The sequence below is a fragment of the Nocardia sp. NPDC004860 genome (assembly GCF_040609015.1).
Classification (GTDB): domain Bacteria; phylum Actinomycetota; class Actinomycetes; order Mycobacteriales; family Mycobacteriaceae; genus Nocardia.
Genome location: NZ_JBEXJI010000041.1, coordinates 1 through 14,876, shown reverse-complemented (window position 1 = coordinate 14,876; position 14,876 = coordinate 1). Strand labels below are relative to the sequence as shown.

17 protein-coding genes are annotated in these 14,876 nt (G+C 63.8%); 14 read left to right on the top strand and 3 right to left on the bottom strand.

Annotated features, from left to right (window positions below; translation table 11 throughout):
* The first annotated feature begins 199 nt into the window (after nt 1-199).
* The 3 genes from ABZV44_RS41700 (at nt 200) to ABZV44_RS41690 (ending at nt 2,647) form a co-directional block, all read left to right on the top strand.
* Nucleotides 200-1,237 carry an alpha/beta hydrolase gene (locus ABZV44_RS41700; protein WP_354849626.1) on the top strand — a complete coding sequence of 346 codons (1,038 nt, stop codon included), beginning with the start codon at nt 200-202 and terminating at the stop codon, nt 1,235-1,237.
* Nucleotides 1,238-1,320: 83 nt separating this feature from the next.
* Entirely contained in the window at nt 1,321-1,617 is a 297-nt protein-coding gene (locus tag ABZV44_RS41695) for a hypothetical protein (protein WP_354849623.1), read from the top strand.
* The gene (locus ABZV44_RS41690; RefSeq protein WP_354849772.1) at nt 1,568-2,647 is read left to right on the top strand and encodes an alpha/beta fold hydrolase; all 1,080 of its coding nucleotides are present in this window, start codon (nt 1,568-1,570) and stop codon (nt 2,645-2,647) included. Before ABZV44_RS41695 ends, ABZV44_RS41690 begins: the two co-directional genes overlap by 50 nt.
* A gap of 30 nt (nt 2,648-2,677) precedes the next feature.
* Here the strand turns inward: ABZV44_RS41690 and ABZV44_RS41685 are convergent, their stop codons facing one another.
* Both ABZV44_RS41685 and ABZV44_RS41680 read right to left on the bottom strand, forming a co-directional pair.
* Nucleotides 2,678-3,049, bottom strand: coding sequence for a hypothetical protein (locus tag ABZV44_RS41685; RefSeq protein ID WP_354849620.1), 372 nt, complete (start codon nt 3,047-3,049; stop codon nt 2,678-2,680).
* A 30-nt stretch (nt 3,050-3,079) separates the two neighbouring features.
* Nucleotides 3,080-4,663: an aldehyde dehydrogenase family protein gene (locus ABZV44_RS41680; RefSeq protein WP_354849769.1), complete on the bottom strand. Its 1,584-nt coding sequence runs from the start codon at nt 4,661-4,663 to the stop codon at nt 3,080-3,082.
* A gap of 314 nt (nt 4,664-4,977) precedes the next feature.
* On the opposite strand from ABZV44_RS41680, the gene ABZV44_RS41675 reads away from it, so the two are divergent.
* The 4 genes from ABZV44_RS41675 to ABZV44_RS41660 all read left to right on the top strand — a co-directional run bounded on the left by ABZV44_RS41675 (nt 4,978) and on the right by ABZV44_RS41660 (nt 8,158).
* The gene (locus tag ABZV44_RS41675; RefSeq protein WP_354849617.1) at nt 4,978-5,844 is read left to right on the top strand and encodes an SDR family oxidoreductase; all 867 of its coding nucleotides are present in this window, start codon (nt 4,978-4,980) and stop codon (nt 5,842-5,844) included.
* Between the two features lie 5 nt (nt 5,845-5,849).
* Nucleotides 5,850-6,089 carry a ferredoxin gene (locus tag ABZV44_RS41670; protein WP_354849614.1) on the top strand — a complete coding sequence of 80 codons (240 nt, stop codon included), beginning with the start codon at nt 5,850-5,852 and terminating at the stop codon, nt 6,087-6,089.
* Nucleotides 6,086-7,318, top strand: coding sequence for a cytochrome P450 (locus tag ABZV44_RS41665; protein ID WP_354849611.1), 1,233 nt, complete (start codon nt 6,086-6,088; stop codon nt 7,316-7,318). The genes ABZV44_RS41670 and ABZV44_RS41665 overlap by 4 nt, the downstream gene beginning before the upstream one ends.
* Nucleotides 7,319-7,537: 219 nt before the next feature.
* Nucleotides 7,538-8,158: a helix-turn-helix domain-containing protein gene (locus ABZV44_RS41660; protein ID WP_354849608.1), complete on the top strand. Its 621-nt coding sequence runs from the start codon at nt 7,538-7,540 to the stop codon at nt 8,156-8,158.
* Here ABZV44_RS41660 and mftR read toward each other — a convergent pair.
* Nucleotides 8,130-8,774 (bottom strand): mycofactocin system transcriptional regulator, encoded by a 645-nt coding sequence (gene mftR, locus ABZV44_RS41655; protein ID WP_354849605.1) that lies wholly within the window; start codon nt 8,772-8,774, stop codon nt 8,130-8,132. The genes ABZV44_RS41660 and mftR overlap by 29 nt on opposite strands.
* A 61-nt stretch (nt 8,775-8,835) precedes the next feature.
* Here mftR and mftA point away from each other — a divergent pair, with 61 nt between their 5' ends.
* From mftA to mftE, 7 genes are read left to right on the top strand one after another with little or no spacing between them, the layout of a single operon-like run.
* On the top strand, nt 8,836-8,940 hold the full coding sequence (gene mftA / locus ABZV44_RS41650) for a mycofactocin precursor MftA (protein WP_354849602.1): 105 nt from the start codon (nt 8,836-8,838) through the stop codon (nt 8,938-8,940).
* Nucleotides 8,930-9,244: a mycofactocin biosynthesis chaperone MftB gene (mftB, locus tag ABZV44_RS41645; RefSeq protein WP_354849599.1), complete on the top strand. Its 315-nt coding sequence runs from the start codon at nt 8,930-8,932 to the stop codon at nt 9,242-9,244. Before mftA ends, mftB begins: the two co-directional genes overlap by 11 nt.
* The gene (mftC, locus tag ABZV44_RS41640) at nt 9,241-10,425 is read left to right on the top strand and encodes a mycofactocin radical SAM maturase (protein WP_354849596.1); all 1,185 of its coding nucleotides are present in this window, start codon (nt 9,241-9,243) and stop codon (nt 10,423-10,425) included. The genes mftB and mftC overlap by 4 nt, the downstream gene beginning before the upstream one ends.
* A 31-nt stretch (nt 10,426-10,456) precedes the next feature.
* A complete protein-coding gene (gene mftD / locus ABZV44_RS41635) occupies nt 10,457-11,632 on the top strand; it encodes a pre-mycofactocin synthase MftD (protein ID WP_354849593.1) in 1,176 nt (391 codons plus the stop codon).
* Nucleotides 11,629-12,417 (top strand): mycofactocin-coupled SDR family oxidoreductase, encoded by a 789-nt coding sequence (locus ABZV44_RS41630; RefSeq protein WP_354849591.1) that lies wholly within the window; start codon nt 11,629-11,631, stop codon nt 12,415-12,417. The genes mftD and ABZV44_RS41630 overlap by 4 nt, the downstream gene beginning before the upstream one ends.
* Nucleotides 12,414-13,748, top strand: a complete 1,335-nt coding sequence (gene mftF, locus ABZV44_RS41625) for a mycofactocin biosynthesis glycosyltransferase MftF (protein WP_354849588.1) — start codon at nt 12,414-12,416, stop codon at nt 13,746-13,748. The genes ABZV44_RS41630 and mftF overlap by 4 nt, the downstream gene beginning before the upstream one ends.
* On the top strand, nt 13,745-14,449 hold the full coding sequence (gene mftE, locus ABZV44_RS41620; RefSeq protein ID WP_354849585.1) for a mycofactocin biosynthesis peptidyl-dipeptidase MftE: 705 nt from the start codon (nt 13,745-13,747) through the stop codon (nt 14,447-14,449). The genes mftF and mftE overlap by 4 nt, the downstream gene beginning before the upstream one ends.
* The last annotated feature ends 427 nt before the right edge of the window (nt 14,450-14,876 follow it).

Here is a 14,876-nt window from a genome sequence, read left to right as displayed (position 1 = left end):
GGACATCGAGATGTGTAAATCTATATGCTCTAGATATAACTCTCGGGTTCGCGGCGACGACGGCGCGCAGAGAGTCCGGGAACTGCCCGGTCACCGCAACTCGTCTCGCAGGGGTACTCACATGCCGCGATCGACACGATCGAACGTCTTCTCCATGCCCGGAATCGGATACCGCCCAGCGGTTGCGGCTGGTGACGTGATGTGGCGCAGGCTCCTACCGCTGTTCCGCACCCCGGCCGCAGCACACGTCGTACAGGCCGGAATCCGCGCGGAAGCCACCGCCCGACGCACTGCACAGCAGGCCCTGAGCCAGTGGGACGCTTTGCTGCACAACATGATCGGGCCTGCGGTCGACCCACAGCTGGAGCGGATCCGCGCCCTCGAATACCAGCTCGAACCCGACGGTCACCGCCTGATCAACACAGCGCCCGGTAGGCGTCCGGTGGTGCACTGGCACGAGTCCGGAGCCGGCGAAGTGGTGCTGCTGCTGAACGGATGGACCGCGAGCGGGCTTGTCTGGCCGACAGCGTGGATCAACGAGCTGTCGGGCCGATATCGAGTGGTACGGGTCGACAACAGGGGCAGTGGGTGGTCACGTTCTGCCCCTTCGCCGTTCACCATCGCCGAACTCGCGGACGACGCTGCTGCGGTGTTGTCGTTTCTCGGGGTTCGATCAGCGATCGTGCTCGGTTATTCGATGGGTGGGATGATCGCTCAAGAACTGGCGCTGCGGTATCCCGGCATAGTTCGCAAGCTGGTTCTGGTCGGTACCAAGCCTCCGATTCCCGAGGACATCCCGGCTGGTTTCGCGGCGTTCGCGTCTGCACTGGCGCCTCCCGCCGAGGGCGGCGAGATAAGGGCGTACTTTCGCGCACTATGGAGCGGTTTCGGCGCACCCGGATTCGCTGACCAGCACCCCGACATACTCGACGAGATCGTCGAGAAGACCGTGCGCAGGCCGACCCCGCGAGACGGGGTTTTCGCGCAGCTGCGCGCGGTAGCGGGATGGTCTGGACCGCAACGACTTCGCGCCCTGAGCACGGACACCATCGTTGTCCACGGCGATGTGGATCCACTGATGCCCGTAGCCAACGGTCCGCGCCTCGCGGAGCTGATACCGCACGCGCGCTATCTCGAACTCCCCGGGGTCGGGCACCTCGTCGCCTACGAAGCCGGCGAGGTTCTCACCGACCTCATCGATACAACCGACATCAGCCGTAGAAAGGCCGATCACTGACCATGCGATTGACGAGAACATCGATCCAGCGTTTCGAGGACGCCGCGGTCCCCTTCCTGGAATTCCTCAGCCACCACGAAGCCGTGGCGATCGGGATAGGCCTGGCTCTCCACGCCAGCGAAGGGGTGGCCAACACGGTCGAACGTGCTTCCCGACGGCTGCTGCACGCCTTCAACCTGCCCGCGGGCAGCGATATCAACAGAGTGCTGACCCAGATCGCCTCGCTGGAGCGAAGTGTTCGAAAGCTCAACAACGCCCTCGACGACACGCTCGATCTGTACCGAACCGCGACGCTCGAACCTGTCACACGAACGGAGACCCGTGATTCCGATGAACCCGCTGTCGCTATTGAACAACGCAATCCGGCAGCTCTCCGATGACCTCGACGTCACGGCCAGGTACACGCACAACGCGCTGAGGCATTTCAGCGGTGTCGGCGCGGCGAAGGTCGGATCCTCTGCCCGCAAGTTGATTTGGCGCCGCGACAAGGTACGGCTCTTCCGCTACGTACCCCCCGATACCAGGCCTCGTTCACGGCCGATCCTGCTTGTCATGAGCCTGGTCACCAAGGCAACGATCTTCGATCTGATCCCGCAGAGCAGCCTGGTGCGAGCACTACTCGCCGACGGGCACGACGTCTTTCTGCTCGATTGGGGAGTTCCCGACGCGGTCGAAGCGGCGAACACCCTCGAAACCTACAGCGGCCACTACCTGCCGCACGCAGTGCGGGTGGTGTCCGAACACGTTGGGGCGCAGCCGGTATCTATCCTGGGCTACTGCCTGGGTGGTGTCCTGTCGACCCTGACCGCCGCCGCTCACCCCGAGCTCCCGATTCGGTCCCTGGCGCTGCTGGCGACGCCGATAGATTTCGCCGAGCTCGGGCCCGGGATGGCGATGTTGTCTGCACAGCGGCTCGAGGTCGGTGATCTTCTCGACGAAACCGGCAACGTGCCTGCAGCGACGCTGGTCGAGGCCTTCAAGATGATCCAGCCGGGAGTCGATATCACGACCTACACCTCGCTGTGGCGGAGCTTTGCCGACGAACGTGCGCTGCGCGCCCATCAGGCGATCGTTGGCTGGTCCAAGGACCAGATCCCGTTTCCCGGTGCGACGATGAGTCAGATCTGCGAGCTGTTTCTCCATCGCCGGGAGCTGGTGTCCGGGCGTGTCAGCTTCGCGGGCCGGACGGTGCAGCTTTCCGAGGTGCAGATGCCGGTCCTCCATGTCACCGGCACCCTGGACAAGCTGGTCCCGGCGGCCGCGAGTGGACCGCTGCCCCAGGTGCTTTCAGGCGCCGACGTTTCGGAACTGACGTTCCCTATCGGGCACGTGGGGCTGTTGTACGGCCGATTGGCGGTCAAGAAGAGCGTGCCTGCAATTTCGCAGTGGCTCGCAGCGACCGACTCCTGATCGGCCGGCGTTCCCGGATCTGCCGCCGCCTTACAGCGCCCACAGCCGTGCACACGGCAGCGGCGGCAGATCCGGGTGTACACCGTTGTCGATCACGACCTGCGGATCGCCGCGTTGCCGCATCCGCGACGCGAACTCCTCCGCCGCTGGGCGCGGACATTGGAAATCGAGAGTAAAACCCAGCGATGTGAATATCACGCGGACGCGGCATCGCTTCGTGTCCAAGACATAGCGCCCCAATGAGACCAGTAGCTCCAGCGCCGCGGCACGTAGCGCGCACGGGGTGCCCGACCAGTGAGCGTGCAGCTGCATGATGCGGTGCGCGGTATCGGCGGTCAGGCGTTTGGGCGTGCTGGCGCAATCACCGATCCACCACTGCCCGTTGGGTTCCGCGACCGTCATGCGTCTCATCGCAAAGCCGTCGGCCTGGGATCAGAGACCGCGGGGCGTGCGCCCCAGTCGACGACGCCAGTCGTGTGCACCCAACAGCCGGATAACCTTCGCCATCAGTCTGCTGCGGTCCGCGCGTACGGGATACCAATTGGGTTCGGCCTTGAGAGCGATCCGCTCCTCCACCACCGACTGCTGCCGACAGTATTTTAGTACGCCGTTCGCGCCGCCGAATCGGGTTCCGACTCCTGATTGCTTCCAGCCCCCCATCGGGATCGGGAGCTGGAAGGTGGCTACCACGGCGTTGTTGACCGAGACCGAGCCGGCTTCGATTCGGCGCGAGAGACGTGCGGCACGGCGACGATCTCGCGTCCACAGGCTCGAGCTGAGCCCGTAGTCCGAATCGTTGGCCAGGGCCAGCGCCTGCGTTTCGTCGGCAACCTTCATGATCGGCAGCGTCGGACCGAAGGTCTCCTCGCGCATACATGTCATCGAATGGTCGACATCGACCAAGACGGTCGGCTCGAAGAAATTTCCGGCGCGATCGCCGACCCGCTTGCCTCCGACCAGGACTTTCGCGCCCTTGGCGACCGCATCAGCGACGTGTCGCTCGACGATATCGACTTGGGTCGCGGTGACCATGGCGCCGATTTCGGTCTCATAGCTGCCGGCCGGGTCCATACCCACCCGCATCGCCCGCACCTTCGCGGTCACCTTGTCGACGAACTCGTCGTAGACAGATTCCTCGACATACACCCGCTCTACCGATACACACGCTTGTCCGGCATTCATCATCGCGCCCCACACGGCAGCGCCCGCCGCGCGCTCGATGTCGGCGTCGGAGAGCACGATCATCGCGTCTTTGCCACCGAGCTCGAGGCTGCAGGGAATCAGTCTTTCGGCAGCACGGGCGGCGATCTTGCGACCGGTGCGCACGGACCCGGTGAACATCACCATGTCCACCACGTCGACGACGGCGGCGCCGGTCTCACCACTACCGTTCACGCAGGCCAGCACCGGGGGCGCACCGATTTCCTCCCGCCACCCGCGCACGGCCTCGGTCCACGACAACGGAGTGATCTCCGAGGGCTTGGACAGCACCGCCGCGCCGGCCATGAGCGCTCCGGCCGCATCCATCATCGGCCCGGCGAGCGGGCCGTTCCACGGCGTGATGAGCCCTACGAGCTGATGCGGGCGAACCTGCACACGAAGCCTGCGCGCCGCGTTGGCGACGCCCGCCGGCTTGACCTTTCGGTCGGCGAGGAACCGTTCACCGTTGGCAACGAAGTAGTTGATGACGTCGACCACGACCGCGAGCTCGATTGCGGCGTCGGACCAAGACTTACCGGCTTCTTGCTGGACCAGCGTCAGCAATCGCTCTTCGTTGTCGAGAATCCAGTTCAACCATCGGAGCATGATGCGCCCGCGCCCGCGCGGGCCAAGTTGTTCCCATTCCGGTTGCGCGGCGCGAAGCTCCTCGGCCGCGGCTTCGACGCCGGCTCGGCCTTCGTCTGGAACCATGCCGACCGGAGTCCCGTCAGCGGGGCAATGGATCAGGATAACCGGGTCTTTCTGCGATCCCGGCTGGTCAGCGAGGGGATCGTGTACCGCTTTGCTCACTTGCATCGCCTCCATGGCGGTCTCCTGCGGGGCTGTCTACACCGCCGGGGCGGAGCCGCTCTGCTCGACGCCGACCTAAGGTTATGTACAAATTACGTAGTTCGTCAATCGTCAATACGAACATGACTGACAAAATACGATTGACGTAAAACGTCGCCTGAAGTACCTTCGGATGTGAGACACAGCACTACCGTTCGCTGCAGGGGTACCGATCACAGCCCTGATTCGACCGCTACCCCACCCGGATGCAGCCGTGTCTTCACCAGCGTCCGTCCCCGTCTCGGGGCGCTCGTATTCGTTGTCTGAAATCGGAGTACAAGATGAAGCTCGAGGGCAAAGTCGCCATCATTACCGGAGCCGGATCCGGCTTCGGTCGTCAGTGTTCGCAGCTGTTCGCCTCGGAAGGCGCCCGTATCGCCGTGGTCGATATCGATCCGGAACGGGCCGCTCAGACGGTCAAACTGGTCGAACAGCAAGGCGGTTCGGCAATCGCCATCACCGCTGACGTCAGCGTCGAGGAGCAGGTGCAGCAGAGCGTCGCGACCACGCTTGAGGCATTCGGCAAGCTGGACATCATGTTCGCCAATGCCGGCATCGTGTCCCGCGGCGGCGTCCCGTCGGTCGCGGGCGGCGAGCAGGTCGACTTCCAGGATCTGACGGACGCGGACTGGCAGCACGTGCTGGGTGTGAACCTCAGTGGCGTGTTCTACGCGGCCAAGGCCGCAGTCCCCGCGCTCCGCGCGAATGGCGGTGGCACGATCCTGGCCACGTCGTCGGCGGCATCCATCGTCGCCTACCACAACATCGCGATGTACTCGGCCACCAAGGCCGGCGTCAACGGCCTCGTGCGCGGACTGAGTTTGGACCTGGGCCAGTACGGCATTCGCGTCAACGCGATCTGCCCCACCCACGGGATGTCTCCGAACTTCCTACTGCCGGCGGGCACCCCGGTTGTCGGGATGTCCTACGAGGAATCCGCGGGTCCTTGGGACTCCTCCATCTCGCCGATCCCGCTCAAGCTGAATCGCCCGCCCTCGCTGCTGGACAACGCGAAGGTCGCGCTGTTCCTGGCCTCCGACGACTCGGCCTACATCTCCGGACTGTGCCTGCCTTCCACCGACGGCGGCACGCTCTCCCGGGTGGGCATGTGGTTCGCGGAGGACAAGGGTTCGCCCGGAGATCTGTGACCGAAATGACCACTGTCCCGCAACGGCTGGTGGTGGATCGCGGCGCGTGTGCTGGGCATGGATTGTGCTACGGCAGCGCGCCCGACCTGATCGACTCCGACGAGCTCGGTGATCCGGTCATCCAGGTCGATCCGATCCCCCCTTCCCAGCTCGAGACTGCTCGCAAGGCCACGGCAGTGTGCCCCGAACGGGCCCTGTCGCTGACCAACGCCGAATCTCCCGACTCCGAGGAACCACCACGATGACCACTACCGCAGAGGTCCCCGACGGCCTCGTCGTAGATTTCGACATCTACGACCAGTCGCTCGCCTCACCCGTCGACACCGTGCAGGACCGCGTCGCCGAACTGGCGAAGAAGGGCCCCGTCGTCTATTCGAACGCCCACGGTGGGCACTGGATCGTAACGCGCTACAAGGAAATTCACGAAGTCCTGCGCGATCCGGAAACGTTCTCCAGCTACCCGAACAACCTTGTAACCACCACTGCCGGGTTCGGGAAATTCATCCCGATCGAGCTGGATCCGCCCGAGCACACCGGCTACCGGCTGGCGCTGCAGCCCCTGTTCAGCCCGAACCGGATGAAGGCGCTGGAAGACGACATCCGGACCGTGGTCAACGACCTGCTCGATGGATTCGCGTCGAAAGGGCAAGCCGAGTTCATCGCTGCTTTCGCACACGAACTCCCCACCCGAGTGTTCCTGGCGTTGATGGACTGGCCCCTGGCGGACGCGCCGATGTTCACCCATGCCACGGACACCATCCTCACCGGTATCCCCGGCGCCAGCGAGGAAGAGTCCAACCAGGCACGCGGTGTCGCGGCGTTCCAGATGCTGGGCTACTTCCAGGAAGTCATCAACGATCGTCGCGCCAACCCGCGCGACGACGTGACGTCACAGATCATCCACACAGAGGTCCAGCTCGAGGACGGCAAACGCCTCCTGACCGACGAAGAACTCAACAGGATGTTCTTCCTGCTGCTCATCGCCGGTCTCCACACGGTGCAGGGTTCGCTGGCCTGGAGCATCATCCATCTCTCGCACAATCCGGAGCAGCGCCGTGAGCTCATCGACGACGAGGGCCTGATCCCCTCGGCCGTCGAGGAGATTCTTCGCATCGAGGCGGCAGTCGTACCCGGCCGCCGGGCCACGCGCGCCACCGAACTCGGTGGGGTGCCGATCGCCGAAGGCGACCAGCTCATCTTGCTGCTGTGCTCGGCGAACCGGGACGCGGAGGAGTTCGAAGATCCGAACGACCTGCAGATCGAACGGACTCCGAATCGCCACCTGTCCTTCGGTGCCGGTGCTCATCGCTGCCTCGGATCGCATCTGGCTCGGATCGAGTTGCGCGTGGCCCTCGAGGAGATCCACAAGCGCATCCCCGATTACGAACTCGACGAGAACGATCCACCGATCATGCATGCCAGCCAGGTCCGCGGTTGCGCCCGGCTGCCGATCACATTCACCCCGGAATCCTGACGCGGCGGGAGTGTCTCGACGCCGATGGCCGCCGAGACACTCCCTCGGGCACAGACTCACCCAGCGGCCGCAAACACCCTCAGCGACAATCGTTTTCGACGCCCGCGAGACTCGGTACTCGACCCAACGATACACCGGACATCGAACCGAAGACGTCCGACGAGTATTGTCAATAGGGTCAGACAGCCGGTAGATCACCCGTGGAGGACAGGAACGAGAATGGCCCGACGTAACAGCAACGTACTCAGCGGGGACGTCGAAGAGGCACGCAGTCAGATTCTCGAAGCAGCCGAGGCGACATTCCTTCATTATGGCGTCGACAAGACGACCATGGACGACATCGCCAAGGCAGCCGGCGTCTCACGCCCGACGATCTACCGCTATTTCCGAGACCGGGACACGCTCATCGCCGAACTGATTCAGCTCCGCGCCCGAAAGCTATTCGTCAAGGGCACCAAGTTCGTGATGGAGCGTGAAAATTTTCGAGATCAGTTGGTCGAAGGATTGATCTTCCTCGTCGATCACGGGCGCAAAGATCCACTTATCAGATTGATCGTCAGCCCTGAACATATGGATCTGGCGGCAGCTATTGTCGGAACTTCCAAGGTCGCGAGCAACTTGACACACGAAATGTGGGCTCCGATCCTCGACCAAGCTCGCGAACGCGGAGAACTACGCACAGGAGTCGACAATGAACAAGCCTGCGAATGGCTCGCTCTGGTTCAGCTCATTCTCGTAGGTCGCCTGGATTTCGACAACCCCGAGGACCCCGCGCATCGCCTCATGCTCGAAAGCTTCGTGCTGCCTGCATTCATTCCGGATGGTTCGCCACTGCACTGAATCCTTCCGATAGCTCACTGAATGCCGTGTCCAGATATTCCGTAAGGGAATCATGTGGCGCGTCGAGCCATTGTTCATACGCGGCCCAGGCAACACCCAGCGCCGCGTAAGCGACCGCGCGGGGGATCAGCGCAGTCGGCGGCTCGACGCGCCGCCCCGCGACGAACTCGGCCACGATTACCCGCCAGTTGTGGTAGCGCAGCGTTGAGTTCGCCTGCAGCGCAGGAACTTTCAATATCAGCTCCATCCGCTTGCGATGCCGCGGCAGTTGCGCCGCGCCGAAGCGATTGAACTCGACCACCACCATCCGCACCGATTCCATGATCGGTTCATCCCGTGGCCGCGCGGCGAATCCAGCCCGCATCGTCTGCAAATGGGCCTCGAAATCACCCCAGACCAGGTCGTTCTTGGATTCGAAGTAGTGGAAGAACGTCCTTTTCGCGATGCCGACCTCGGCAGCGATGTCTTCGACTGTCGTAGCCTCGAACCCTCGTGCCTCGAAAAGCGCGAACCCAGCCGATTCCAGTTCTGCGGCACTTGTCGAACGCTTGCGCCCACGCGCTCGCACCGGAGCCAGTCGAGATCGATCTAAATTTTCTTCCGCCACGTCTTCCATTGTTGCACCAAGTGTCCTTATTCTAAAGGCAATAGTTTTACGAACCTTAGAGGAGACTCCGATGAACGACTCCAGCAACCGTCAGGGCATCACCGATAACGAAGACATCACCGAGGATCTGCTCGTGGAGGAAGTGTCGATCGATGGGATGTGCGGTGTGTACTGACGATCAGTCGTTCGACCCGCACCGCGCCTACATGCTGTCGGAATCGGTCTCGTTGAGACCGGAACCATTCGGTGCACTCGTCTATGACTTCTCGACACGCAAATTGTCGTTTCTGAAGACGCTGGCCCTGGTCTCGGTCGTGCGTGAACTCGCCGGGTGCCCGGATGCCCAGTCGGCGGTCGCCGCGGCCGGTGTAGCTCCGATCGAGTACGACCACTACCTCGGCGCCCTGGCCCGGCTCCACGACGCCGGCACGATCCGATCACGTCCGGCCATCGACACACCGCCCCGGGAGGAACGATGAAACTCGTCGAGCACTTCACCTACGGGCTCCAAGCCCCGATCTGCCTGACCTGGGAGCTGACCTACGCCTGCAACCTGGCCTGCAGTCACTGTCTGTCCTCCTCCGGGCGCCGCGATCCGAGGGAGCTCTCGACCCAGGAGTGCAAGGCGATCTTCGACGAGCTGCAGAAGATGCAGGTCTTCTACGTGAACATCGGAGGCGGCGAACCCACAGTCCGATCGGACTTCTGGGAACTGCTCGACTACGGGGTCGACCACGGCGTGGGAGTCAAGTTCTCCACCAACGGCGTTCGGATCAACGCCGAGCGGGCTCGTCGGCTCGCTGCGTCGGACTACGTTGACGTGCAGATCTCCATCGACGGCGCGACAGCGGATGTCAACGATGCGGTGCGCGGTGCGGGATCGTTCGGCACCGCGGTGCGTGCGATGGAGAATCTCGCCGAGGCGGGAATGGAGAACTTCAAGATCTCGGTCGTGATGACGCGCCACAATGTCGCGCAGCTCGATGAATTCAAGGCGCTGGCGGACCGCTACGGCGCGCAGTTGCGGATCACGCGTCTGCGCCCGTCCGGCCGCGGCGCCGACGTATGGCAGGATCTGCACCCGCGCGCCGAACAGCAGCAACAGATCTACCGTTGGCTGCTCGCCCATGGCGACGGAGTACTCACCGGCGACTCGTTCTTCCATCTGAACGCCCTCGGTTCCGAGGCGCTGCCCGGGTTGAATCTGTGCGGTGCAGGTCGCGTGGTGTGCCTGATCGACCCGATCGGAGACGTCTACGCCTGCCCGTTCGCGATCCACGACCAGTTTCTGGCCGGCAACGTCCGAGAGCCCGGCGGGTTCGAAAACGTATGGCGCACTTCAGAGCTGTTCACTCGGCTACGTCAACCGCAGAACGGGGGCGCCTGCACCTCCTGCTCGGCATACGACTCCTGCCAAGGCGGCTGCATGGCCGCGAAATTCTTTACCGGGCTACCACTGGACGGACCGGATCCCGAGTGCGTGCGCGGCAACGCCGAGATCGCACTGTCCTCGGTCGGGTTGCTGCCGCGCCCGGACAAGGACCACTCGCGCGCCGCGCGCCGTCGCGCGACGGTCGGACTCGGGATACCGACCCTCACCCCCGACTCGCTGATTCCCGACCGTGCGTGTGACACCAGCCCGCTCGCCGGGTTGCGGTGATCACCGATCCTCAACAGATTCAAGGACTTTCATGGCTAGCACACGAGATTGGTTCGAGTCGGTCGCCGAGGCGCAGCGTCGCGCCAAGAAGCGCGTACCCAAGTCGGTGTATCTGGCGTTGCTCGCCGGATCCGAAGCCGGGGTGACTCTCAACGACAACGCGGCCGCATTCGCCGAGCTGGGCATGCGCCCGCATATCGCGGACCTACACGCGATTCGTGATCTGTCGACAACGGTTATGGGGCAAGAGATTTCGCTACCAGTGATCTGCTCCCCCACCGGCGTACAGGCCGTGGATCCCGCCGGTGAAGTCGGGGTCGCACGGGGGGCCGCGCAGTCGGGCACCGCTCTCGGCCTGTCGTCGTTCGGTTCCAAGCCGATCGAGGAAGTGGTCGCCGCGAACGACAAGACGTTCTTCCAGGTCTATTGGCTCGGCAGCAGGGACGACATGGTCTCGCGACTGCAGCGCGCCCACGACGCCGGAGCGAAAGGCCTGATCGTCACCCTCGACTGGATTTTCGCCACCGCCCGTGACTGGGGTAGCCCAGCGCTCCCCGAACGCATCGACGCGAAGACCGCGATGAAGTTCGCGCCCCAGGTGTTAGCCAAGCCCGGCTGGTTGGCTCGTTTCGCGCGCACCGGCAAGTTGCCCGACCTCAGTACCCCGAATCTCGTGCCCCGCGGTGCATCCGGACCCACCTTCTTCGGCGCCTATGGTGAATGGATGGTGACGCCGCCGGCCACCTGGGATGATCTGGCCTGGTTGCGCTCGCAGTGGGATGGCCCGTTCATGGTCAAGGGTGTCTCACGCCCGGACGACGCGAAGCGGGTGGTCGACATCGGTGCCACCGCACTGTCGGTGTCCAATCACGGTGGTAACAACCTCGATTCCACCCCCGCATCGATCCGACTGCTGCCCGGCATCGCCGACGCGGTGGGCACGCAGTTGGAGGTGCTCCTCGACGGCGGCGTCCGCCGCGGCAGCGACGTCGTCAAAGCCCTCGCCCTCGGTGCCCGGGCGGTCATGATCGGCCGTCCGTATCTGTGGGGAATGGCAGCGTCCGGAGAGCGCGGAGTCCACAACGTGCTCGAGGTGCTCCGGCAAGGAATCGACTCGACCCTCTACGGACTCGGCCACCGGTCGATCCATGACCTGACTCCTGCGGATCTGATCATCCCTGACGGGTTCACCCGGGGCCTCCGGTGAATAGGCCCCCTGTCGCTCTGGTAACCGGTGCCGCACGCGGAATCGGTGCCGCGACAGTGCATCAGCTGGTCGGGCAGGGCTGGCAAGTTGTCGCAGTCGATGTGTGTGCGGATGACCTGCACGTTCGATATCCGCTCGGCACTCGTGATCAACTGCGTAGCGTCGCGGAGAAACATGCCGGTGCGGTGATCGACCTCGTCGCGGACGTGCGCGAGGTCGCCGCACTCGGCAACGCTGCCCGTACGGCGGTCAGATCCTTCGGTGGGCTGGACGCGGCCGTCGCGGCAGCTGCAGTCGCGTCGGGCGGTCGATTCACTTGGGAGACTTGCCCTGACGAATGGACCCCGATGTTCGACGTCGGAGTGCACGGGGTCGCCAACCTCGCGCGGGCCGTCATCCCGGTAATGCTCGAGAGCCCGGCACCCCGTACCGGAAGGTTCATCGGAGTCTCCTCTGCCGCAGCCCACCACGGGATGTGGAAGATGGCGGGTTACAGTGCCGCCAAGCATGCGGTGGTCGGGCTGATCAAGGGTCTCGCACATGATCTACGCGGCACTGGACTGACCGCGATGGCTGTTTCTCCAGGCTCGACGCGCACCGCGATGCTCGCCGAGTCGGCACGCATCTACGGTCTCGATTCCGTGGAATCGTTTGCCACGCACCAACTGGTGGACCGCATTCTCGAGCCCGAGGAAGTCGCTGCGGTGATCGGCTGGCTGTGCTCGACCAACACCACCGCACTGACCGGATCGGTCGTGCACGCCGACGGAGGGTTCCTGCCGTGATCACCTACGTGCGAATCGACCCACAGGTGCGTCGCTTTGCACAGGGGCGAATCCTGCTGGGTGGAAGCCCTTCCCGTCTGATCCGACTCAGCAAGTGCGGTGTGCGGTTGTTCGACGGCTGGATAACGGGGCGACCAGTCGCCCCCGCCGACCACGAGCAGGATCTGGTCCGGCGGCTGCTCGACGCCGGTATCCTGCATCCCATCCCAGGCTGTGAAGAAGCTACGAAACTTGGAGCCACCCTGGTGATCCCGGTCAAGAACGATGCCGAGGGCCTCGCCCGAGTGCTGCAGGCCAGCGGCGGCCTCGGGGCTCGGATCGTTGTCGACGACGGCTCCGATCCAGCTCTCCCCGACGCGGACATACGACACACGGAGGCGAGTGGGCCCGCAGCCGCGCGCAACAGTGGATGGCGCAGTGCCAGTACCCCATTGGTGGTCTTCCTCGACGCTGACACCGTCCCGTCGCCACGATGGCTCGACACCGTCCTGCCCTACTTCGATGATCCTGCCGTCGCCGCGGTCGCCCCGCGAGTGCGGTCTCCGGAAACAGGGCGTTTGGGGCGATACGAACGCCGGCATTCCTCGCTCGATATGGGGAACGCACCGGCCACCGTGCATCACCACGGACGGGTCCGCTACGTACCCAGCGCCGCTCTTGTTGTTCGTAGGACCGCACTCGAAGCGATAGGAGGGTTCGACCCTGATCTGCGTTTCGGCGAGGACGTCGACCTCGTCTGGCGCCTGGTAGCCGCAGGATTCACGGTCCGGTATCACCCCGATAGCATCGTTCACCACCTGCCTCGCCAGACAATCGCTGGTTGGCTACGACAGCGTTTCGACTATGGCACGTCCGCTGCCACTTTGGCTCAACGCCATCCTGGCTATCTCCACGCCGCCTACTGGCCGCCCACCTTCGCGGCTCAAGCGATCCTCGCTGTTGGATTTCCGCTCGTGGCAACCATACCCAGTCTCGTCACCGCCTCGGTCCTGGCACGGAGGCTGAATCGCCGCGGCCTACCGTGGCCTGCAGCTGCGGCGACAGCGGCACGCGGACAGCTCGGCCTGGTGGAGCAAACCGCCGCGGCCACGCGCCGCCTGTGGTGGCCGATCGCAATGTGTAGCAGCTCCGGGAGACGTTGGCTGGCAATAACTTTCGTACTAGCGATCGTCCCAGAGCTGGGGAGGGGATATCGGCCGGGGTGGATCGTTCTACGGGTGCTGGACGACCTCGCGTACGGGGTCGGGGTTTGGGTTGGATGCGCACGCCATCTGGTTCTCGAACCGCTACTGCCCCAGGTAAATCGAAAGTTTCACGGTGGTTCATCGTGAACCTCGCAGACTCGAGGACGTCGCAGTTGGCCGGGCACATCGGCCGCATGCTTCTTGCGATTCCGTTGGGCGCCACCGAACAGCACGGTGCGCATCTTCCGCTGGACACCGATACAGCGATCGCCGTGGAGTTATGCCGACGGCTCGCTGACGAGTTGGCCGAAGTCGTTGTCGCGCCGGCGATCGCATACGGATCCAGTGGGGAACATGCTGGTTTCGCCGGTACCTTGTCGATCGGGCAGTCTGCGCTCGAACTGTTGATACTGGAGCTGGTCCGCTCTGCCGACGAATTCGCCGGCGTGGTCCTCGTCAACGGTCACGGCGGCAATTTGAGTCCTCTGCATTCGGCAGTTTGCACGCTCCACTCGGAGGGACGAAATGTCTTGCTCTGGTGCACAACCGGTCCTCCCGGTGACAGTCATGCCGGCCATACGGAGACCTCTGCGATGCTGGCGATCGCCCCGGATCGTGTTGCTATGCCCCACGCGCGCGCGGGCGTGACGACACCGTTGCCCGAGATCATCGGTGCGCTGCGGGAACATGGTGTGCGAGCCGTCAGCGAATCCGGGGTGCTGGGCGACCCGACGACAGCGACTCCACAGGCAGGCGGGGAGATCCTAGAGCGTTGGGCCTGGACGTTGATAGCAGCGACAAGGCAGCACTTCCAGATCGCGAAGACGCCAAAAGGCACCGCCACCTGAGCACCCAGCGATTCATTGCTATCCGTTGGACAACGCTCCGAGCTCTGAACGTCGGCGGCGTCAGCGACGGCTCTTTTGAATGAGCGATGCCCTTTTCTGCCCGACCGCAATCGTAGGGCTGTAGATGTTGCCGCTGGGCACCACGGCATAGAAAGACGTTCTGTGCGTCGGGTGTCTGGACGTGGGGAACGACCTCCTGATGCGCTTGTCGGGCTTGGTGTCCCATCGCCGATAGGAGGACGTTCCATGAGTAAAGGTAGTGGCCCGTCCCGGGGTGATCGCAACCGCAACGCGCGCCTGAGTCGGCTGCGAGCCTTGGTTCCGGCGACTAATGCTGCGTTCCTCAATGATCGTGTATCTTGTTGCTGGTCTTGGTGGTTCGGGTGTGGTCGAGGTGGGTTCTGCCGAAGGTGTTGGTTGCGCGGGC